Annotated in this window: 21 protein-coding genes; 15 read left to right on the top strand and 6 right to left on the bottom strand. The window is 55.9% G+C overall.

What is annotated here, in order from left to right:
* Positions 1-46: 46 nt before the first annotated feature.
* The 3 genes from gstA (at position 47) to IHQ43_RS13515 (ending at position 2,078) form a co-directional block, all read left to right on the top strand.
* On the top strand, positions 47-661 hold the full coding sequence (gene gstA / locus IHQ43_RS13525; RefSeq protein WP_192564769.1) for a glutathione transferase GstA: 615 nt from the start codon (positions 47-49) through the stop codon (positions 659-661).
* A 152-nt stretch (positions 662-813) separates the two neighbouring features.
* Positions 814-1,410, top strand: a complete 597-nt coding sequence (locus IHQ43_RS13520; protein ID WP_192564768.1) for a paraquat-inducible protein A — start codon at positions 814-816, stop codon at positions 1,408-1,410.
* Complete coding sequence (locus IHQ43_RS13515; RefSeq protein ID WP_192564767.1) at positions 1,407-2,078, top strand: paraquat-inducible protein A; 672 nt, start codon at positions 1,407-1,409, stop codon at positions 2,076-2,078. Before IHQ43_RS13520 ends, IHQ43_RS13515 begins: the two co-directional genes overlap by 4 nt.
* A gap of 1 nt (position 2,079) precedes the next feature.
* On the opposite strand, the gene IHQ43_RS13510 is transcribed toward IHQ43_RS13515, so the two are convergent.
* Positions 2,080-2,829 (bottom strand): SDR family NAD(P)-dependent oxidoreductase, encoded by a 750-nt coding sequence (locus IHQ43_RS13510; protein WP_192564766.1) that lies wholly within the window; start codon positions 2,827-2,829, stop codon positions 2,080-2,082.
* A 164-nt stretch (positions 2,830-2,993) separates the two neighbouring features.
* Here IHQ43_RS13510 and IHQ43_RS13505 point away from each other — a divergent pair, with 164 nt between their 5' ends.
* From IHQ43_RS13505 to IHQ43_RS13450, 12 genes are all read left to right on the top strand, one after another.
* Complete coding sequence (locus tag IHQ43_RS13505; protein WP_192564765.1) at positions 2,994-3,890, top strand: LysR family transcriptional regulator; 897 nt, start codon at positions 2,994-2,996, stop codon at positions 3,888-3,890.
* A gap of 247 nt (positions 3,891-4,137) precedes the next feature.
* Positions 4,138-4,992 (top strand): putative selenate ABC transporter substrate-binding protein, encoded by an 855-nt coding sequence (locus tag IHQ43_RS13500; protein WP_102718319.1) that lies wholly within the window; start codon positions 4,138-4,140, stop codon positions 4,990-4,992.
* Complete coding sequence (locus IHQ43_RS13495) at positions 4,989-5,786, top strand: phosphonate ABC transporter ATP-binding protein (protein WP_192564764.1); 798 nt, start codon at positions 4,989-4,991, stop codon at positions 5,784-5,786. Before IHQ43_RS13500 ends, IHQ43_RS13495 begins: the two co-directional genes overlap by 4 nt.
* On the top strand, positions 5,780-6,607 hold the full coding sequence (locus IHQ43_RS13490) for a PhnE/PtxC family ABC transporter permease (RefSeq protein WP_192564763.1): 828 nt from the start codon (positions 5,780-5,782) through the stop codon (positions 6,605-6,607). The genes IHQ43_RS13495 and IHQ43_RS13490 overlap by 7 nt, the downstream gene beginning before the upstream one ends.
* On the top strand, positions 6,604-7,371 hold the full coding sequence (gene phnE / locus IHQ43_RS13485; RefSeq protein ID WP_192564762.1) for a phosphonate ABC transporter, permease protein PhnE: 768 nt from the start codon (positions 6,604-6,606) through the stop codon (positions 7,369-7,371). Before IHQ43_RS13490 ends, phnE begins: the two co-directional genes overlap by 4 nt.
* 50 nt (positions 7,372-7,421) lie before the next feature.
* Complete coding sequence (locus IHQ43_RS13480) at positions 7,422-9,281, top strand: RNA-directed DNA polymerase (protein WP_192564761.1); 1,860 nt, start codon at positions 7,422-7,424, stop codon at positions 9,279-9,281.
* Positions 9,274-10,827, top strand: a complete 1,554-nt coding sequence (locus IHQ43_RS13475; RefSeq protein WP_192564760.1) for a DNA polymerase — start codon at positions 9,274-9,276, stop codon at positions 10,825-10,827. The genes IHQ43_RS13480 and IHQ43_RS13475 overlap by 8 nt, the downstream gene beginning before the upstream one ends.
* A 173-nt stretch (positions 10,828-11,000) precedes the next feature.
* Positions 11,001-11,219, top strand: a complete 219-nt coding sequence (locus IHQ43_RS13470; RefSeq protein ID WP_011333849.1) for a hypothetical protein — start codon at positions 11,001-11,003, stop codon at positions 11,217-11,219.
* 541 nt (positions 11,220-11,760) lie between these two features.
* A complete protein-coding gene (locus IHQ43_RS13465) occupies positions 11,761-12,120 on the top strand; it encodes a DUF6124 family protein (RefSeq protein WP_192564759.1) in 360 nt (119 codons plus the stop codon).
* A 315-nt stretch (positions 12,121-12,435) separates the two neighbouring features.
* Positions 12,436-12,969, top strand: a complete 534-nt coding sequence (locus tag IHQ43_RS13460; RefSeq protein WP_192564758.1) for a hypothetical protein — start codon at positions 12,436-12,438, stop codon at positions 12,967-12,969.
* A 435-nt stretch (positions 12,970-13,404) separates the two neighbouring features.
* The gene (locus IHQ43_RS13455) at positions 13,405-14,694 is read left to right on the top strand and encodes an OmpP1/FadL family transporter (RefSeq protein ID WP_192564757.1); all 1,290 of its coding nucleotides are present in this window, start codon (positions 13,405-13,407) and stop codon (positions 14,692-14,694) included.
* Between the two features lie 64 nt (positions 14,695-14,758).
* Positions 14,759-15,274 (top strand): hypothetical protein, encoded by a 516-nt coding sequence (locus IHQ43_RS13450; protein ID WP_192564756.1) that lies wholly within the window; start codon positions 14,759-14,761, stop codon positions 15,272-15,274.
* 35 nt (positions 15,275-15,309) lie between these two features.
* Here the strand turns inward: IHQ43_RS13450 and IHQ43_RS13445 are convergent, their stop codons facing one another.
* The 5 genes from IHQ43_RS13445 to IHQ43_RS13425 form a co-directional block, all read right to left on the bottom strand.
* The gene (locus IHQ43_RS13445; protein WP_192564755.1) at positions 15,310-15,819 is read right to left on the bottom strand and encodes a flavin reductase family protein; all 510 of its coding nucleotides are present in this window, start codon (positions 15,817-15,819) and stop codon (positions 15,310-15,312) included.
* A gap of 102 nt (positions 15,820-15,921) precedes the next feature.
* Positions 15,922-16,950 (bottom strand): methionine synthase, encoded by a 1,029-nt coding sequence (locus IHQ43_RS13440; protein WP_192564754.1) that lies wholly within the window; start codon positions 16,948-16,950, stop codon positions 15,922-15,924.
* Between the two features lie 27 nt (positions 16,951-16,977).
* Positions 16,978-17,961 (bottom strand): DUF1852 domain-containing protein, encoded by a 984-nt coding sequence (locus IHQ43_RS13435; protein ID WP_192564753.1) that lies wholly within the window; start codon positions 17,959-17,961, stop codon positions 16,978-16,980.
* A gap of 184 nt (positions 17,962-18,145) precedes the next feature.
* Positions 18,146-19,837 (bottom strand): aspartate-alanine antiporter, encoded by a 1,692-nt coding sequence (gene aspT, locus IHQ43_RS13430; protein ID WP_192564752.1) that lies wholly within the window; start codon positions 19,835-19,837, stop codon positions 18,146-18,148.
* Positions 19,838-19,862: 25 nt separating this feature from the next.
* On the bottom strand, positions 19,863-21,473 hold the full coding sequence (locus tag IHQ43_RS13425) for a mechanosensitive ion channel family protein (protein WP_192564751.1): 1,611 nt from the start codon (positions 21,471-21,473) through the stop codon (positions 19,863-19,865).
* Positions 21,474-21,737 lie beyond the last annotated feature (264 nt).

Raw genomic sequence — 21,737 nt, 5'->3', positions numbered from 1 at the left:
AGCGTGGCGATAGCCGATTCTGAGGCTTCATCAGAAAGGAGATCCCATGAAACTGTACTTCGCCCCCATGACCTGCTCGCTGTCGCCGCACATCGTGTTGCGCGAACTTGGACTGCCGTTCGAGCTGATCCGGGTCAACAACCAGACCAAGCAAACCGCCGATGGCCGGGACTTTCGCCAGATCAATCCGAAGGGCTACGTGGCCGCGCTGATGCTGGATAACGGTGATGTGCTGACCGAAGGTCCGGCGATTCTGCAGTACCTCGCCGACCTCGTACCCGGCCATGCGCTGGCCCCGGCCAATGGCACCTGGGAGCGTTCGCGTCTGCAGGAATACCTGAACTTCATCAGCGCGGAAATTCATGGGGTCAGCGCGCCGTTGTTCAGCAGCGAGTTTGCCCAGGCGAGCAAAACGATCTTCAAGCACAAGCTGTTCAAGCGTCTGGATTACCTGAACCGCATCCTCGCCACCCAGCCCTTTCTCATGCAGGCGTTCGGCGTAGCGGATGCCTATCTGTTCACGGTGCTGAAATGGTTTCCGACCTTCAGTATCGCCATTGAAGACTGGCCAGCGCTGGCGAACTACATGGCGCGCATCGCCGAGCGTCCCAGCGTGCGGGCTGCCATCGCGGCAGAGGACGCCACGCACCCGGTCCTCTGACACGCCCGGAAATCCGGTACCAGGACAGTTTGCTCTTCCCCGCAGGATTGCTGATTTCATCGCCACAGGCGCGTTTCGCGAGGTGAAAGTTGTTGAATGCCCCAGCGCTTCTATAGTGAAGGGGTTCAAGCCCTCCTCCCGTCGAGCGTCCCATGGCCAGCACCGATCAACTGATCATCTGCGAGCATTGCGACTGCGTGTACGAAAAAGTCACGCTGGCCAAACACCAGAAGACCCTCTGCGTGCGGTGCGGCGGCGTGCTCCAGCGCTACAACGGCCTGAGCGTGGAGCAGCGCCTGGCCCTGAGTTTCACGGCGGCAATGTTGTGGCTGTTCGCCAATTTCTACCCGGTGATGAGCATCAGCATGAAGGGCCTGAAAAACAGCGCGACCCTGTGGGATTCGGTGCTGGCCCTGAGTCAGGGGCCGATCACGTTCATGGCGATGGTCGCGGCCATTTCGATCATCATCGCCCCGGCCTTTCAATTGGTCTTGTTGATCTGGGTCTTGAGCTTCGCCCTCGCCTCGCGCCGTTGCCCCGCGTTCAAGCTGTGCATGCGCTGGCTGGAGACATTGCGACCCTGGAGCATGCTCGAAGTGTGCCTGCTCGGCGCCATGGTCGCGGTGTTCAAACTGGCGGGCATGCTCGACGTCATTCCCGGCATCGGCCTGTTTGCCTTGGCCGTGCTCAGTCTGTTGCTGATCCGCATCGCCGGGCGCGACGTGCGTGAATTGTGGGAGATCCTGTGAAACGACCACCGACGGCAACCGAACTCAACCTGTGCTTTTGCCACAGCTGCGGACTGGCCTGCGACATGACCGGCGAACCGCACCAGTGCCCGCGTTGCGACGCACCGCTGCACCGACGCAAGACCAACTCGCTGACCCGCACCTGGGCCTACATGTTCGCGGCGCTGGCGTTTTACGTACCGGCGAATCTGCTGCCGGTGATGAACACCACCCTGCTCGGCAGTGGCGCCGACAGCACCATCATGAGCGGCGTGCTGGAGTTCTGGGAACACGGCGCGTGGGACATCGCCCTGATCATCTTCATCGCCAGCATCGCCGTGCCGGGGGTGAAATTCGTGGCGCTGACCTTGCTGCTGGTCACCGTGCAACGGGACAGTCATTGGGCGCGCAAAGAGCGTTCGAAGCTGTACCGCTTCGTCGAGCTGATCGGCTATTGGTCGATGCTCGATGTGCTGGTGGTGGCGCTGGTGGCGGCACTGGTGAAATTCCAGGCGCTGGGGGATATCGAGCCGCGACCGGGGATTCTGTTCTTCGGCCTGGTGGTGGTGTTCACCATGCTCTCGGCCATGAGCTTCGACCCGCGCCTGATCTGGGACAACGCGCCGGACGAAGAAACGGAAGAACCCCGGCACTCGACTGAACAAGTGCCGGGGCATCAAACGACTTAAATCAGATCTGCGCAGTACCGCCGTCAACGAACAACTCGATACCGTTAACGAAGCTGCTGTCATCCGAGGCCAGGAACAGCGCAGCCTTGGCAATCTCGCTCGGCTCGCCCAGACGCCCGATCGGCACGATAGACGCCAGTTGATCGAACAGCCCCTGGGTGTGTTCCGCCGGCACCAACCCTGCCAGACCTGGCGTACGCACCGGGCCAGGGCTGATGGCGTTGACGCGGATGCGCCGTGGTTTCAGGTCCAGCAGCCACGACCGGGCGAAGTTGCGCACCGCCGCTTTGCTCGCGCTGTAGACGCTGAAGTTCTCCGTGCCCTGCACCGACGTGGTCGATGAGGTCAGCAGAATCGATGCGCCATCGCGCAGCAGCGGCAAGGCCTTCTGCACGGTAAACAGCGTGCCCTTCACGTTGGCGTCGAAAATCCGGTCGAAGTGCTCTTCGGTAATCGAGCCCAGCGGCAGCATGTCACCGCCGCCGGCGTTGGCGAACAGGATGTCGAGGTGCCCGGCCTTCGCGGCGATCTCGCTGTAGATGCGATCCAGATCCTCCAGATTCGCCACATCTCCCTGAATGCCGATGGCTCGCGGGCCGATGGCGGCGACCGCTTTGTCCAGTTCGGCCTGACGACGGCCAGTGATGAATACGGTAGCGCCCTGGGCGACGAACTCCTGCGCCGAGGCCAGGCCGATGCCGGTGGTGCCGCCAGTGATCAGTGCGATTTTGCCTTCAAGTCTGTTGCTCATGATGAATCTCCAGTAACCGTTTCGAGGAAGGTGACGGGTCGTAGGTGAGCCGTTGGAAGCGACTTTAGGCCGATGGATTGAATTGAAAAATCCGCTAAATCGGTTTTGTTTGTGCACACGCATGCACAATACTCAGCCCTGTCCAATCCACTGAGCCCGAACCGATGAATCAGTTAATGGCGATCCGCACCTTCGCCCGCGTCGTGGAAAGCGGTTCGTTCACCAAAGCCGCCGACTCGCTGAACCTGCCGAAAACCACGGTCAGCAAACTGATCGGCCAACTGGAAAACCACCTCGGCGTGCGCCTGCTGCAACGCACCACCCGCCGCCTCACCGTCACGGCCGACGGCGCTTCCTATTACCAGCTGACCCAACAACTGCTGCATCAACTGGACGATATCGATCAGGGTTTCAGCCAGGCTCAGGGACTGCCGCGCGGCAGAATCCGCGTGGACATCGGCGGCTCGACTGCGACGATGCTGGTCATCCCCGAACTGCCGAAGTTCTTCGAACGCTACCCGGACATCCAGATTGACCTGGGCGTCAGCGACCGCCCGGTGGATCTGATCAGCGAACGCGTCGACTGCGTGATTCGCGGCGGCCCCCTGACCGAACAAACCCTGGCCGTGCGCCGTCTCGGCGAAGTGTCCTGGACCACCTGCGCCACGCCCGACTATCTGCAACGCCATGGCACCCCGAGCCACCCGCTCGAACTGGCCAGCCATCAGGTGATCGCCTACCGCTCGGCCTCCACCGGGCGCATCCTGCCATCGAACTTCCAGCGCAACGGCGAACGCCATCAGATCGAAGGCAAAGGCCTGATCAGCGTCAACGAGAGCAACGCGCATCTGGCAGCAGGCCTTGCTGGTTTGGGGATCATCCACACCTTCAGCTACACGGTGAGGACGGCCATCGAGCGCGGCGAACTGGTGCCGATCCTCGAAGACTGGCGCCCGCCGGCGTATCCGTTTCATGTGCTGTATCCGCCGAACCGGCATTTGAGCAATCGGGTGCGGGTGTTTATCGATTGGCTGGTGGAGCGATTTGCGCAGGTTGACTGAGCCCCGGATCCGCCCAGGAACGGGTTTGATTGTGCTGACGTCATCGTCGGATCGCCGCCCGGACCAAGCCCGCTCCCACAGGATTTGCGCCGTCCTTGTGGGAGCGGGCTTGCCCGCGATAGCGTCGGTCCAGACACCTTCATTCCCACCGGCAAGACGCGCCGTTTCGTCTAACCTGACCTTGCACCCGACGATGACTGCCCATCGTCGGCGCACTGATCTTGATGCCCACGAAACGGAGAATTCCATGCTCAAGCGAACCCTGGCACTGACCGCTGGTTTGGCCCTGTCCCTGTCCGCCGTGCTGGCGCAAGCCGCGGAGGTGTTGAAGGTCAGCGCGATTCCCGATGAAGCCCCGACCGAGCTGCTGCGCAAGTTCGAGCCGCTGGGGTCTTATCTGGAGAAGCAACTGAACATGAAAGTCGAGTTTGTGCCGGTGGCCGACTACCCGGCGGTGGTCGAAGCATTGGCCACCAACCGTCTCGATCTGGCCTGGCTCGGTGGTTTCACCTTCGTTCAGGCACAGCTGAAAAGTGATCCAAAGGTCATTCCGCTGGTGCAGCGCGAACAAGACGCCCAGTTCACCAGCAAATTCATCACCGCCGACCCGAACGTCAAAAGCCTCGCCGACCTCAAGGGCAAGACCTTCGCCTTCGGCTCCGTGTCGTCCACCTCCGGCAGCCTGATGCCGCGCTATTTCATGCTCAAGGACGGCATCAAACCGGAAAGCTATTTCAGCCGCGTCGGCTACTCCGGCGCCCACGACGCCACCGTCGCCTGGGTGCAGGCCGGCAAGGTCGACGCCGGTGTGCTCAACGCCAGCGTCTGGCAGAAACTGGTGGACGCCGGCAAGGTCGACACCAACAAGGTCAAGGTCTTCGCCACCACCCCGGCCTACTTCGATTACAACTGGACCGTGCGCGGCACCCTCGACCCGGCGCTGGCGGCGAAGATCAAAAAAGCCTTCCTCGACCTCGACCCGGCCAACCCCGAGCATAAGAAAATCCTCGACCTGCAAGCCGCCAGCCGTTTCATCGAAACCAGCCCGGACAATTACAAAGGCATCGAGGAAGCCGCCCGCGCCGCCGACTTGCTGAAATGACGCTGCGCCTCAAACAGGGTTTTCTGCACCACACCAATGGCGTGGAGGCCTTGCGCGGCGTGGATTTGCACATCGAGGCCGGCGAGCAGGTGGCGATCATCGGCCCGTCCGGCGCCGGCAAATCCAGCCTGCTGAATCTGCTGGCAACGGCCATTCGCCCCAGCAGCGGCGACATCGAAGTGCTGGGCGAACGCGCCTGGCATTTGTCCGCCCGCCAACGGCAACGCCTGCGTGCGCGCATCGGTCTGGTGCATCAGGCGCCGCCCCTGCCGCCCCGGCAACGGGTGGTGACGGCGGTGCTGGCTGGCAAACTTGGCCAATGGAGCCTGGGCAAAAGCCTGATCAACCTGCTGCATCCGCTCGACGTGCCCGGCGCCCGCGCCGCACTGACGCGGCTGGATCTGGCCGACAAACTCTTCAGCCAATGCCAGCAACTGTCCGGCGGGCAATTGCAGCGGGTCGGCATTGCTCGCGTGCTGTATCAGGCGCCGGAAGTGTTGCTGGCCGACGAGCCGGTCTCGGCCATGGACCCGGTGCTGGCCGGGCACACGCTGTCGATCTTGTCGCGCCATGCCCGAGAGCACAACGTCACGCTGGTCGCGAGCCTGCACGCGGTGGAACTGGCGCTGTCGCACTTCCCGCGCATCGTCGGTCTGCGCGAGGGGCAAATCCTGTTCGACTGCCCGTCTGCGCAGGTCAGCCGCGACATGCTCGACACCCTCTACGCCAACGAACAACTGCAATCCCCGGCGCCCGCCGTCGCGCCGCTGATTGTGCAGATTCCCCGATGCTGAGCGCCGACACCCGCGACCCCGCCGCGCTGCCACGGTTGCTGCTGACCGGGCTGGCGATTGCCTTGCTGTGGCCCGGCATCCAGCTCAGCGAACTCGATCTGGGCGTGCTGTTCCACGCCGACAGCCAGAGCGAAATGGGCCGCTTCGTCTCGATGTTCTGGCCACCGGAGCATGATCGCGAGTTTCTTCAATTACTCCTCAAAGCCACCCTGCAAACCCTGGCCATCGCCACCGCCGGCATGGCCCTGGCGCTGCTGTTGGCAGTGCCGGCCAGCCTGCTCGCCAGCCGCGCCCTGTCGCTGACCGCCGCCTCCCGCAGTGGCCGCCCGAGCCTGTTGGGCCGACTGCTGCGCTGGCCGGTGCGCGGACTGCTGATCTTCCTGCGCAGCGTGCCGGAAATCGTCTGGGCGCTGCTGTTCGTGCGCGCCGTCGGCCTCGGCCCGGCGGCGGGCGTGCTGGCCATCGCCATCACCTACAGCGGCATGCTCGGCAAGGTCTACGCCGAAATCTACGAATCCACCGACCAACGCCCGGCCCACGCCCTGCTCCAGGCCGGCAGCGGCCGCCTCGCCAGTTTCGCCTACGGCGTACTGCCGAACGTCGCCGCGGAACTGCTCTCCTACACCGTCTACCGCTGGGAATGCGCCATCCGCGCCTCGGTGGTCATGGGCTTCGTCGGCGCCGGCGGCCTCGGCCAACAGATCGACCTGTCGATCCGCATGTTCGCCGGCGGCGAAGTCGCCAGCATGCTCCTGACCTTCCTCCTCCTCGTCCTCGGCGCCGACCAACTCAGCCGCCTGCTGCGCTGGAGGCTGGCATGAAACGCCTGATCAATCCGTTGCTGATCCTTGCCATTGTCGCTGCTGTCATCGCGTCGTTTGCCTATCTGGGGCTCGATCTCGAAGAACTCGGCAGCCCCAACAGTCTGAAACAGATGGGCCTGTATGTGGCGCGCTTTCTCAGCCCCGATCTCAGCTCCGACTACTTGACGGCCATCCTGCGCGGGTCGATGGAAACACTCGCCATGTCTGCGCTTGGCACCCTGCTTGCTGCCGTGCTGGGGCTGTTATTGGCACTCCCCGCTGCTGGCCGATTTGGCTGGTTTTTTCAAAGTGCCGCGCGCCTGCTGCTCAATGCACTGCGCGCGATTCCTGAACTGGTGTGGGCTGCGTTGATGGTGCTTGCGGCTGGGCTTGGGCCGAATGCCGGGACACTTGCGCTCGCCCTGCACACCACGGGCGTATTGGGGCGGTTGTTTGCTGAGGCGCTGGAGAACACACCGCCGGAGCCCGCGGATGCAATTCGGTTGCAGGGGGGAAATCCGGTTTTGGCGTTCTGTTACGGCACGCTGCCGAACCTGGCGCCGCAGTTGCTGGCGTACTGTTTGTATCGGTGGGAGAACAATATTCGGATGGCCAGCGTGCTGGGGTTTGTCGGGGCTGGGGGGTTGGGGCAGATGTTGTATGTGAGCTTGAGTTTGTTTCAGGAGGCGCAGGCGGGGACGGTGATTTTGGCTATGCTGATTTTGGTGTGGGGGGTGGATTGGTTGAGTGGTTGGAGTCGGGGGCGGTGGGTTAAGGCTTAGGGTGAACTGTCTAAGAATACGATTTAAGTCGATCTTTCTAGGAAAAGTATATGTCGCAGGATCAAGTAGTTACGGAACAGGAAATCCAAACACAAACCACCTCAGACGGCAGATCAGAAACTGAAAAAATATTAGATGATATAAACTCCATAATTGAAAAAATCATCACAAATCACCCCATTACAAAAAATAAAAAAATACAAAAAAAGATCTACCAACTCTTTTCAACCTGCGCCGCCCACAACATCATTAAAAACAAAGACAAACAGCAACCCACTGACTTACTTACCTTTGATATAGACATAGACGCTGTACTACAACACCTAGCACAAGACATGCGTGACGATTGGTTCTTCGACGTCATTCAACATCGAGACCTTTTCGAAAATAAAAAATACTTACACGATAACTTACAAAAACTAATATTAGACGGCAATGGAAAATACATAGGCGCAAAAAGAACAGTCTACGACATCCCTAAAAAAAGCATAGGATTAAGATATTCCCTCGAAACAGATTTCTACGACAGGTTTGTATACCAAGCAATTTGCTCATTCCTGATTCCGTTTTACGACCCCTTGCTATCCCACAGAGTTCTCAGCCATAGGTATAACGAGAATAGAACTTCCGAAAGGTATATATTCAAAAGTAGAATAGACTTATGGACCACATTTGAAGGCGTAACCAAAACAGCACTTCAAAACAATCAAGCTTTATTAGTCACAGACCTCATCAACTACTTTGAAAATATTTCTATAGAAGCTGTGCGATCCGCATTTGAGGGAGGAATAGATAAAATCATAGCGAGCGGCCCAAAAAAACTACTTATTAGAAACGCAATTACAACACTATGCGAACTATTATCTCGCTGGGGATACAGTGAAAACCATGGTCTCCCTCAAAACCGAGATGCTTCCTCTTTCATCGCAAATGTCGTACTAAACGCCGTCGATCAAAAAATGATCGAACTAAATTATGATTACTACAGATATGTTGATGACATTAGAATAATTTGCGATTCGCCACGAACGGCCAAAGTCGCACTAAGCGAGTTGATAAATCAACTTAGAACTGTCGGCATGAATATAAATTCAGGAAAAACCAAAATTCTGACGCACGAAAGCTCTACAGAAGATATCGATGAAAGCTTTCCCTCAACTGATGATCGCAGCCTAACAATAGACTCTATGTGGCGATCCAGAAGCAGGAGAGTAATTGCAAGATCAGCTAAATACATCCACCAACTCATTTGCGAATGTATAAATCAAAAACAATCACAGTCGCGGCAATTTCGCTTTGCGGTAAATCGCCTAATCCAATTAACCGAAGCAAATTTATTTGACATCCAAACAGATCTAAGCACAGAACTAAAAGCACTAATAATCAACACCTTCGAAGACCATGCTGCCTCTACCGACCAATATTGTCGAATACTATGGACATTAAAGCCAACATCCGACGAGCTATCTAAAATAGCTGTTTATTTGCAAGACCACGACCGTTCAATTTACTCATGGCAAAACTTCCATCTTTGGATTCTACTTGCAAAAGCAAAATTTAAAAGCGACTCCCTTATCGAGTTCGCAAAAAACAAGCTCTCCTCAGATGTGCTTCAATCTGAATGTTCTGCAATATTTATTTACTTACGCTGCACTGACGAAACTGTACATCTGCAACCGCTGATCCAAAAATTTAGTATAGATTGGCCTTTTTATCATAAAAGAAATTTTATGTTAGCTGTAAGCGACTTCTCTAGGGATGAGCTCGCACCACTTCTTCCACTCCTGGATACAAAACTTCTGTGGACAGGCATTCGAGCCAAGCCTTATTTCGAAAACGGAATCCCTTTAATTGATCGGGAGCCAGCAAGCGCTTTAAGCATTTACGAGGAGATAAGCCCCTATGAGTAACCCCAAAAAAGCTTTTCTTTTTGTGCGTGACTATAGTGAACAAGGTGACGACCTACTGTACATCTGGGATGGCAGCAATATCGAAAAAACGTCGGCAGAAAAGATAATCAATGAAGATGCCGAGCTAATTTGCCATGACTATTGGCTTATTGCGCCAGCGATATATCAAGCAACAAAAAAACTACCAAGATCAATCACCGACATCGAAGAATTACGAATTTCCACATCAGGCAGAAGAACGGACAGAGAATTAAAAGAAAAAATTGACATATCCAACTCCCTAAGCAAATTCGCAGATAGCACCATAGTAAAGAATTATTTAGCAATATTTAATCGAAAAACCTTGGTTGACGAGGAGGTACTTTCCGCCATAGGGGCAGCATTAATAGCGCTATCAGAGAAAATAGAAATCGAGGCTAAACAACAGAATGAATGGGAGCGATTCGTACAGATAGAGCGCCCAGTCACAGAACAGTTAATAATATCAACGTCCGAGGGAATTGGAATAAATACAGACCAGTTACGATTACACAAAAAAAATATCGACTTCGAATACTACATGGCGCTAAAAAATTTCTCCTCGAAATATAACATGCCTTTAGAAGTTCCCACAGATGAAGCCATAATAAAATTCCTAGAGCCCAAAGGGTATGACTTCACCGGGGTAAATGTTGACTACGTTCTAAAATTCGTACCGATGCAAGATAACTTTGCGTTCGACGCAATAAATCTTTTGAAAATCTCAAAATCACGAAAAGTTCTTAACCTAATCCCTCTTAGCCAAAAAAGAATATTCCCCATTACAGACATATTCGGCTCCATAACCTCTCGAATTTACTACAAGGACCCACCACTACAAAACCTCGCAAAGCAACATAGAGATATATTGTACCCAGACGAAGGAAAGTTACTTTCATATGTAGATTTCGATCAATTTGAAGCAGGAATAATGGGCGCTCTATCTGACGACACTGAATTGCTCGAACTTTACAAAATTGGCGACTTGTATGAAGCAGCATCGGAAGAAATTTTTAAAGATAAAACCTTTCGAAAACAAGCAAAACGACTATTTCTTTCATACGCATATGGGATGAAGAAGCCCAGTTTATACGATGCGGCAGCCAACTATGGTGCCGACAGACAATTAGCCAAAGACTTTTTCAACAGATTTTCTGATTTTGAAAAATGGAAGACCTCTATCCATAGTGAATACAGCGCAAACGGAGTTATAGGAACATCTATGGGTAATCATATGAGACGAGATAGAACAGGAGCATTATCGGAGCAAGAAAAAAGATCAGCTGTGAGCCAAGTGGTTCAAGGCACAGCGTCATTAATATTCAAAAAAGCGCTTTTGCGCCTACGCGAAGACTCTCGGTTTGAAATAAAAGTACCTATGCACGACGCAGTGCTTTTCCAGCACGACGCTAAGTTTGATCCTGCTATTGTTGCATCGAATTTTGCATCAGCTATGACAGAGCACTTTCGGGGGAAAATAACCGGAAAAGCATCTTTAGGTAACTTTTTTCAGACTGAAAAATTTTGAATTACAAACCCGCTGAACTTATATATCTCCAAAAAATCTGGAAAGAGTGCGAAATTATTTTCAGATAATGAGTCCACCTCTCTTTTCTTGATCAGTGAAGGCATTGTGATAGCATGCTTGCGCCTCCCCCCGGAGAGGGGGAATTTTTCTACATCCCGCAAGGAATATGCCCCGTGAAAGACTTCGTCATCAGCGTTAACAACACCGTCCTCTATCTCTCCCTGGCATTCATCTGGCTGGTCGCTATCGTCGCGATTTTCACCAGTGGGTTCTTGCCGGCGCTGGGTATCTTCGTGGCCGGCACCCTGTGCTGGTGCATCATTTCCGGCTTCTGGTTCGTCCAGTCGGCGACTTACGAAGAACTGCGCAAGCTGAACGCCAGCAAAAACTGAAACATCAGGGTGGAGCCGTAAGTGCCCCACTCTCGCCTGAGCGCTTGGTTCCGTGCCAAGCGCTTCTCTCTGCTGTGAACTACTCGCACGATCCCGCCTTCTCCGACCTCCAAATAACTTCGCATTTTCCCTTTCAGCCAATAAGGGTCGGGACTGTTTTCAGGAAATAAGCCCTCACCTTTGAGCGCTTAAACAAGCCCGTTTAAAGCAACGCGCCGTAACTTCCCCAAGGCTACAACGCCTTGCGTCATCGCCTACGACTACGCCAGAATCCGCCGGCTTGTGCGCCTGGCATGCGGCTTTTATCGTTCTGGGGTCACTGAAAATCAGTGATCGGGTTTGGTAGCCCGGTATTTCCAGGCGCATAGCGCCACCTCTTTGCAGGGATCGTTCTCGTCTCTGCTTTTTTATGGTGGCCGTGCGCAGGGCTTCTTCGGAAGCGCCGGGTTCCTGGACCGGTCTACCAACCTGAGCATGGCCACCACCTTACGTTTGGTAGCGAAGGGTGATGGCTCCTAGATTGCTTTCCAGGAGATACATCATGATCAAACCAACACCCAACCCACCCGAAACCGACCCCACCTCCCCCTACGAATCCCCGAACTCCAAAAAACTCCACGACGCCGCCGAGCGTGCACTGGATCACTACCTCTTCCCCGCCGCCGGGATCATGTCGTCCTTGAACGAGCCCGAGCGGATGTACCTGGCCAATCCGAAGTTCAACACTGAATGTTTGCTGGCCAATGCCAGTGAAAACCTCGGGGCGGCCAGTGAGATGCTCAGCAATTTCGCGGCCACGCTCGATCCGTCGCATCGCAAGACGGCGATCGGTATTGCGCAGATTGTGATGATTGCCGAGCTGGCGGTGAATCAGGCGCTGGATCACGTTGAGCTGAGTTAAACAAATCACGTCCGGTAGAGGCGGCTCTCGGGCTGCTTCGACGGTTAGTTGCAACTTATAATTCGCTATATACCAATCCAGAAATATAACTTTTCTCGATTAAAAACTGGAGCATTGTAATAATAAAAACCGTGCTCTTTAACTAAAAATTCTAAATGCTCCTTCCGTTAGATTACTTCGCTACATCATTTGACAGAGTCAAAAGCCCCATCAAAACTGCAAACGCGATTCCAAGGCATGGAGTCGCGTACACAGGAGAAATTCCTTGCCAATGGAATTTCAGCACATACGGAAATAGCGAATAAGGAAATTACAATGAACCAAGCTATTCAGGAAAAAACCTCGATCCTGCTCCAGCAAACCGCCATACCCTTTACCCTTTTCAATCAAAACGACATCCAGATCACTTTGAATCTGCCCAAGGCATTGCAGATCAATCGCGACGGACAGGAGGTGTACCCTCCGAAACCTACTCCGGGAGAAGGAGCTCCCATGCTGCACAACAATACGAAGTTCCCCATCAAATCGGCAAAGTTCACCATCAAGCTCGAAGATGTAATCGATGGTTCGAGCAACGTGATTGCGAACGTACGGTGGTGGAGTGACGAGATTTTCGACGGAAAACAGACCATGGAATTCATCGTCGAAGATATTCGTCCCGGTGAAGTGGGCATTTGTTCTCCCACCACTGCCGGGTACAACCAGGTCCGCTGGGCTACTTCAGTGTCGAGCGGGCGCGGTATGGAGACTTTCACTAATAAATTGGATCTTGTCTCGCTCACCTTCGGCCCGATTGAAGCAAACGGCCCAAGCGGAAACCCGACCGGCCCGATTATCCAGATCGGCTGATTGAGCTGTACGGCGGCGCCCGTTGAAACGGGCGTCGCATTTCCTCCTGTGATCCCCCGCTGTATTGCTGCACAACTTGCACATATGAACCGCATTCAACCCGACTAGCGCTCCCCGAGCAGGCTCTTGACCCCTCCCCACGATCAACGTAAGAGAGCGTTCAACGTGGTCACCTGTTCGGGGCGCAATCTGCTTGACGCATAAATGGGGACTCGCATAAGTCAGTCCCCACTTTCCAGGCGGCCGTAGTGTTCAGAAAGCATTCGTGAACCCGTCCAACTTCACAAAATCGCCACTTGAAAGCTACCACTCGTCGTTTCTCTGCCGGAACGTCCAATCACTACTAATGTTTATCTGACTTCAAGACAACCTCGAAGAAACCGGTAGTCGCAGTTCAGACATTCAATGTGTTGATGATTTCGCAGAGGACGCGCCATGACCTTAAGCCGATACGCTCGCCGACTCAGTGTTTCTGTTCTGGCCCTGGGTTTTCTGAGCAGCAATGCTCAGGCCGGCGGCATTCTTATTTATGAAGCAGGTCAGGAAGGTAATGGCCTGGCCAATGCCGGGGCCGCTGCACTGGCTACCGATCCCAGTGTATTGATGAGCAACCCCGCCGGACTCACCGAACTCAAAGGCACGCAAATCAGCGCCAACGGGCAGTTGATTCTGGGTGACATCCGCTTCTCACGCGACAGCAACAACCAGTTTGATGGCAACGAGGGCGGCAATGCCCTGCAGTACCTGCCGGGTGCCAGTTTGTTCGTCAGTCACCAGATCGATGATCGCTCGGCCGTTGGCTTTGGCATGTATGGCAACTTTGGTCTGGCCCTGGATTACGACGACGATTGGGCAGGTCGATATTTCAATCAGGAAGCCGCGGTCATTGGCGTGTCCTTTCAGCCGACACTGGCGCACAAGTTCACCGATGACCTGTCGATCGGCATCGGCCCGCGCATCATGTACGCCTATTACCGGAATGAAACAGCGATCAACAACAACCTGCTCGGGCTGCGCGACAGTCCCGACGGCCAACTCGAATACAAGGACACCGACGTCGGCGCCGGCATCAACCTCGGTCTGCTTTATCGCTTGAGCGAACGTACGCAGATCGGCCTGGCCTACACGAGCAAGATCGACCTGGAGTTCAAGGACAGCCCGAGCGTGCGCAAGGTCGACAACCCGATCATCAATGCCGCGCTACGGCGCCTGGACGTCGACTCGCTGGAACTGGACATGTCGGTGCCGCAAACCGTTTTGCTCAGCGTCGCCCACGACCTGAGCCCGCAATGGAAACTGCTGGGCAGCCTCGGTTGGCAGGACTGGAGCCAGTTCGGCGACATCGGCGTGGAGGTCGACGCCAATGCGGCCGACGTCAGCCGGACCGCCGACCGCAAATACAAGGACACCTGGCACGCTTCGGTGGGCGCGCAATACCAGATGACGCCGCGCCTGCGCTGGAGCATGGGGCTGGGGTATGACAGCTCGGCGGTGGATGACAAGGATAGGACTGTCGACAACCCCATGGGCGAGGCCTGGCGTCTGGCGACAGGCGTCAATTACCAGATCGATGAAGGACTGGATGTCCATGCGGCCTACACCCTGGTCTGGCTCGGCGATATGGACGTCGAACAGACCAAGTCCCGCTCCGGGGAAACCCTGTCCGGCACCTACCGAAACGCTGCGCTGCACATCATCGGTGGCGGCGCGACGTGGCGTTTTTGAGCCTTGAATGCCGAGGCACTTTTGTCTCGGCTAACCGTTTTCCTGACTTCTGAAGGACGCCGATATGAGCCCGGTGATAAACAAAATCAAACATGAATTCATGAAAGCGCTTCCACCCACGATCTTCTTTTTCGTGATCTTGCATATCGTTGCTTTGATCCGTGCGCTCATGATCAAAGGATCGGGGGTCGACCTTCCGGTTTCAGCCTCTGTTCTGATCACGTCCCTCATTCTCGGAAAGTCGGTATTGGTCGCGGACATGCTGCCCTTCATCAACCGTTTTCCCGATAAGCCGCTGATCTGGAATGTCACCTGGAAGACACTCATGTACAACCTGGTCGCGCTGATCGTCCATTATCTGGAACGGCTATACGACTACTGGAAGGAAGCCCCGAGCCTGATGGATGCGAACACCCTGCTGTGGTCTTCGATGAACTGGCCCAGGTTCTGGGCGGTGCAAATACTGCTCCTCACGCTGATATTCATGTATTGCGTGATCGCAGAACTGGCGCGTGTCATCGGACGTGACCGGCTGAAGGTGATGTTTGTGGGGCCGCTTCCACCCTCCGAGAGAATCTGACCCGCGGCCTCCGGTTGCTTAGAAGAAAAGCAAACTCAAACCACACTATGCGCAGCGATGTTGCAGTACTGCCCTTTGAAATACAGCAGTGGCTGGCTGGCCGCCGCTTCTTGCAGGTTTAACGCTTTCACTTCACCAATCACGATCAGGTGATCACCGGCGGCGTGTTCGGCGTGGATTTCGCAATCCAGCCAGTGCAGGCTGCCGGCAATAACCGGATTCCCCAGCGGCGATGCCTGCCAGTCGACGCCGTGCCACTTGTCCGTGCCTTTGCGCGCGAACTGGTTGGAAATCCGCACTTGCTCACCGGACAGGATATTGACCGCGAATCGACCGGCCTGGCGGATCCTCGGATAGCTGGCCGAGCTGGACATTACGCTGAACGACACCAGCGGCGGGCTCATCGATACGCTGTAGAACGACTGACACGTGAAGCCCACCGGCTCGCCATCGATGTGGGATGTAATCACCGTGATGCCGGATGCGTAGTGCCCGAGCGCTTCGCGAAAGCTCAATGGCTCGATAGCAGTACTGGGGAATGACATACAAAATCCTGAATGTTGGGTGCAACTCGCAAGTGCCAAGGAGGGCCTGAAGCCGTTGGATGGTTTCCCGATCTAACGCTTCAATCCCCCTTCAGCCCGGCATTAGTTCGAGAGTTCTCTGCGAACGATTTCTGCGCCTGCACTCAAGGCACTCAACTTGCCTCTCGCTACTTGGCGAGGTAATGGAGCCATTCCGCAGTTGGTGCACGGATAGAGCTTGTCGGCATCGACAAACTGCAGTGCCTTGCGCAGGGTATTGGCGACTTCCTCCGGCGTCTCGATGGTATGGGACGCCACATCAATGGCACCCACCATCACTTTCTTCCCGCGAATGAGTTCGATCAGATCCATCGGGACATGAGAGTTGTGGCATTCCAGCGAGACGATATCGATGCTGGACTTTTGCAGTTTGGGGAACGCTTCTTCGTATTGGCGCCACTCTGAGCCCAGCGTCTTTTTCCAGTCGGTATTGGCCTTGATGCCGTAGCCATAGCAGATGTGCACGGCCGTTTCGCATTTAAGCCCTTCAATGGCCCGTTCCAGCGTGGCAACGCCCCACTCGTTCACTTCATCGAAGAACACGTTAAAGGCTGGCTCATCAAACTGGATGATATCGACACCGGCGGCCTCCAGTTCCCTGGCTTCCTGGTTGAGAATCGTGGCGAATTCCCAGGCCAGTTTTTCGCGGCTTTTATAGTGACTGTCGTAAAGCGTGTCGATCATGGTCATTGGGCCCGGCAGAGCCCATTTGATGGGTTGGTCTGTTTGCTGACGCAGGAACTTGGCATCTTCAACGAATACCGGTTTCTTGCGAGCAACCGCACCCACGACCGTCGGCACGCTCGCATCGTAGCGATCACGAATCCTGACGGTTTCACGTTTCTCGAAGTCGACGCCGTCGAGGTGTTCGATAAAGGTGGTGACGAAATGCTGGCGGGTCTGCTCGCCATCACTGACGATATCGATGCCTGCCCGTTGTTGTTCTTGCAGCGATAACCGCAAAGCATCCTGTTTGCCTTCGACCAGTTCCTCATCCTGCAACTTCCAGGGCGACCAAAGTGTTTCAGGCTGCGCAAGCCAGGAAGGTTTTGGCAAGCTGCCAGCAGTCGACGTGGGTAACAGTTTTTTCATAACGATTTGCCTTGTATTTTTGATGAGTCAAAGAGCGTAGTTGGCCGACCACTGTTCAAGAACAGCCTGGTAGGGTTTGATGAAGTGCTCTTCGACGAACTTTCCCTGTTCAATAGCCAGCCGGCTACGTTCCTCTCGGTCATAAACAATTCGGGTAAGTGAATAATCTTCGTGCTTCAAGCTTGGCTGATAGGATTTGCCTGCGGCAGAGTTCGCATTGTAGATCTCGGGCCGGTAGATCTTCTGGAAAGTATCCATCGTGCTGATGGTGCTGATCAGTTCAAGATTGGTGTAATCCGCCAGCAAGTCGCCGGAAAAATAAAAAGCCAAAGGCGCAACACTGTTCGGCGGCATGAAGTAGCGAACTTTCAGCCCCATTTTGCTGAAGTACTCATCCGTCAAAGAGTATTCATCCTGCTGGTATTCAACACCCAACACCGGATGCTGGTTTTCAGTTCGGTGATAGGTTCGGCTGCTGGAAACGCTCAGGCAGATCACCGGCAGCTTGCTGAAATTCTCTCGGTAAGCGCTTGAATTCAGGAAGCACTTGAACAGTTTCCCGTGCAGATCGCCAAAATCGGCTGGCGTGCTGAATCCGGCCTGCCCCTTGTTATGCCCCAGCAACACAACGCTGAAATCATAATCCCGGACATAGGAAGAGAAGTTATTCCCTACGACGCCCTCGAAGCGCTCGTTGGTTTTTCGATCAACAACACTGGTCTTCAGCACCTCAATCAGGGGAATTGAATGACCGCTGCGTTGCGCATCAACGTTCATTTCAACGGAAATGATTTCAAGTTCAACGCCATATCGATCGCCTTGAGGATTATCCCAATGGGCCAGAGCGTTGAAACGGTTGTCGATCATCTTCAAGGTGTTGCGCAAGTTCTCCCGACGACTCTCACCCCGAGCCAGGTTGGCGAAATTCGTGGTAATGCGGGTATTTTCAGAGGGGTGATAATGTTCGTCGAAACGAATGCGCTTGATAGCAAACTCAAAATCTTTGTTCATACAGTCCAGCACCTTGGTCCTTGAAATAAAACCTGAGTCCATTGATTGATGCTTTTCAATTTCTTTCTGGTTTTACTTGGCAGCCTTTAATTAAGGTGCATTCTAGGCCGGGCCATTGACTGACTGAAAATGAATTGATTTCACTGAATCGTTAGCCCTGTTCACGATGCAATCCAGGAACAATCTAACCCCCGACCGCAAAGATGATAATGGGGCCACAAACAGCCAACAGCACGTTGGACACCGCATAACAAACCGTGAAGCCAATCACCGGCGTATTGCTGCCGGACTGCTCGATGATCTTGTTCATCGACGCGGCTTCGGTCTGCGCCCCGGCCAGACCGCCGAACAGCACCATCGGGTGCAGGCGCAGGATGTAGCGACCGAAATACAGCGCCACCAGCGGCGGCAGAATGGTCACCACTGCGCCGGAGATCAGCAGTGACACGCCTTGCTCCTTCATCGCCTCAAACGCGGCGGGCCCCGCCAGCAAACCGATGACCGCGCCGAAGGCCGTCAGGCCGAATTCGGAAAATGCCCATTGCGCAGCCGGTGGCAGCGCGCCGACTTCCGGGTGACGTGAGTTGTACCAACCGATGGCCAGCGCCACCACCAGCACCCCACCGCCGATACCCAACTCCACCGGAATCATGCCGATGTGCGTGGACAGCAGCCCCAACAGTGCCCCCAGAACCATGCCCAGGGTGTGCATCGCAATGTCGCTTTTATAGCCCTGCTTGCGAATTCGCCCCAGGCGCTGCGCCAACGCTTCGACGCTGGAGGTGCGCCCCGTCACGCGGATCACGTCGCCTCGGCGCAGGACGGTATTGGGCAGCAGCGGCAGTTCGTAGCCTTGCCGGCTGATGGTGTTGAGAAAACAGCCCAGCCTCTGGGTGTTTTTCAGTTGAGCCCGGACTTCGTGGAGGGTCTTGCCGGCGAATTCTTTCGAAGTCAGGACGATGTCTGCCTCGCGGGTTGGAAACGACAACGACAGGGGATGATCGATTTCCGGCCCGATCCAGTGGCTGAGCGTGCCGACCGCCTCACGCAACGCATACACGCCGACGATATCGCCTTCCATGAGCACGAAGCTCTCATCGCGCTCGATGACCTTCCCGCCTCTCACCACGCGCTCGATGCTGAGCGAGTCATGCAACCTTTCAAGATCGGCGATGGACTGTCCGCAGGCCTGGCCGACGGCTGCCACCTGATGGGCGCGCACGACAATGCGGGTATAGGAAACGGTGATCGCGTCTTCGTCTTTCTCGATCCCCAGCTCCAGTTCCAGCTCCCGTGCCGAGGCCTTGAGGTCGACCCCGAGCAACCGTGGCGCAATGCTGCCGACGAAGACAATCAGGCCGATGGTGCCGAACAGATAGGTGATCGCATACGCAATGGCCATGTGGCTGTTGAGCATGGCTTTGGCGGCGCTGTCGATCGGCAGTTGGTTGAGCGCGCTGGTGGCGGTGCCCATGATCGCGGTGTCGGTCAATGCACCGGCGCCGAGCCCGGCGGTGAAGCCGGCGTCGAAGCCGTAGATCGCGTTCATCAACAGGATCGAGCCCAAAGCGGTGGCGCACAGCACCACGGAAAGCACCACCAGCTTCAAAGTGCCTCGATTGAGGCTGCCGAAAAACTCCGGCCCGCTCTTGAACCCCACGGCGTAAATGAACAGCACGAAGAAGATCGACTTCAACCCCGCCGGGACTTCCACGCCGATCTGCCCGATCAGCAAGCCCATCAACAATGCGCCTGCCACAGAGCCCAGGTGGAAGCTGCCGATGTGCAGGCGGCCAATGAACACGCCGGAAGCAATGGCCAGGAACACGGCGATTTCGGGATCGGCGCGCAGGGCGTTCAGGAAAAAATCGAGCATCTGACGGACTCCCGCTCAACGCCGGTTAGGTATCTTTCGGTTCTTTGGCCGGTGCCGCGAACCAGTTGTCTTTGGGGACTCGTTTTTCTTGCTCGGGATCGCCCAGATAGTGCGGCGACATGATCTGCACGCCGTACTCGTTGAACACATCCTGAATGTTCGCGTGCAGCATGCTCAGCAGCTCCGCACGCGGTCGCGGCAGGCTGGGAATGGCCTGGGCCACCAGACGATATTCGGGGTAAAAATCGGACAGTGCGGTCTGGAACACCTGCGCCGGTGGATCCTGCAGGACACCGGACGTGCGCCGGGCTGCCTCCAGCAACATCGCCTCCACCTGACGCCACGGGGTGTCGTAGCCGATGGTCACGACCGTATCGACCACATAACCCGCCCCTTGCACGGTGCGCGAATAGTTCTTGGTGACGGTGCCGGTGATCATCGAATTGGGCAGGGTCAATACTTCACCCAGCCCTGTGCGGATGCTGGTGGTGAACATGCCCAGCTCGGTCACGGTGCCTTCGTACTCGCCGATGCGCACGAATTCGCCGGGACGCAAGGTGCGGGTGTACGTCAGGATCAGCCCGGCAGCCGCCTGCCCCACCACGCTGGAGGCACCCAGCGAGATCATCAGGCCGATCAGCACCGACAGGCCCTTGAACGCGTCGGTGCCCGCCCCCGGCAGATACGGATAAGCCATCGCCAGTGCAAACAGCCAGATCGCCAGCGAGGTGAGGCGCTGGGTGGGTTGCAAGGTTTCGTGGTTCAGCCAGCTGAAGGTGCCCGGCGTCGCCATGCGCCGGAGCACCCGCCGACTGAAGGCCGAGGCGCCACGGGCAATGAAAAAGATCGCCAGGGCCACACCCAGACCGGGGATCGCTCCGACAATCGCTTGCAGCAGATAGCTGGCGACTTCGATCAGGTAGTTGTTGAGGCTTTCACCCCACGGGCGGGTGTAAGGAAAGCGTGAAAGGACAAAGCCCAGCCATTCATACGTCAGCAACAGGATGACCAGCCAGCGCAGCAGCCAGAACAGGCGTATCACCAGCGGATACAGGTAGTTGGCATCAATGACCTGCACCTGCCCCACTTTCAGCGCGCGGGTGTGCCGATGCATCAGGTCGGGCAAGCGCTGCAGCAACCGGCGCCGCAACCAGGCGATGCTCCACAACAACGCCAGGTAGATGCCCGTCGCGACGGCTGCCAGACCGGCCGAGCGCAGCATCAGGTGCAAGCTTCGCGCTTCGCGGGTTTCCGCCACCACCAGCCGCAGCTTGTCCGCCGCCCCTTGGGCAGCCTGCTGCACAGAGCTGTATTCGAGTTCGTCGACGTCCTTGGGGGCAACGATGAAGGCACGCCTGTTGCCCAGCAGCACCAGGTAGTCTTCCTGAAGAGGCTCAACGGTCACCGTCGGAGCATCCGACTCATCCAGTGCTTCGCTGATGACGGTTCTGGCGCGTTTGACCCGCGAAGCCGGTGCCTCGCCCAGCAACGTGGCGCGAAACACCATGATGCTGCGGTTGGCGAGTTTCAGCTCGACGAAATCATCCGTCGACTTGGGTTCGTCCACGGCCAATGACAGTGCCGACCAGCACAGACCGCAAATGACCAACAGGACGGCGAACAACCTGCTTCGCATAACCGGGTTCCTTGCGCCACGGGTGTGAGGACTGAGCGTTCAGATCGCAGCCTAGTTCAGCGCCCATTACTTGTCAGATTTGCCCGCAGCGATCAGGCGCGAGTAGCGCAGTCGTCACGGTCGACTACACTTGCGCGGGTGCCTGACTCCAGCCCTGAAAACGATCCGGTCTGCCCGGTATTGCCCTTCCGGGCGGGAGGGCATCCTTGCAACGGCGAGGGAGGAACCGCCTTCAATCGCACTCGATGTTCAACCGGGAGCGCA

Origin of the sequence: Pseudomonas gozinkensis (genome assembly GCF_014863585.1) — a bacterium.
Lineage (GTDB): Bacteria > Pseudomonadota > Gammaproteobacteria > Pseudomonadales > Pseudomonadaceae > Aquipseudomonas > Aquipseudomonas gozinkensis.
Note: the sequence above shows the minus strand (reverse complement) of the source record. Positions and strands in the feature narration are given on the sequence as shown.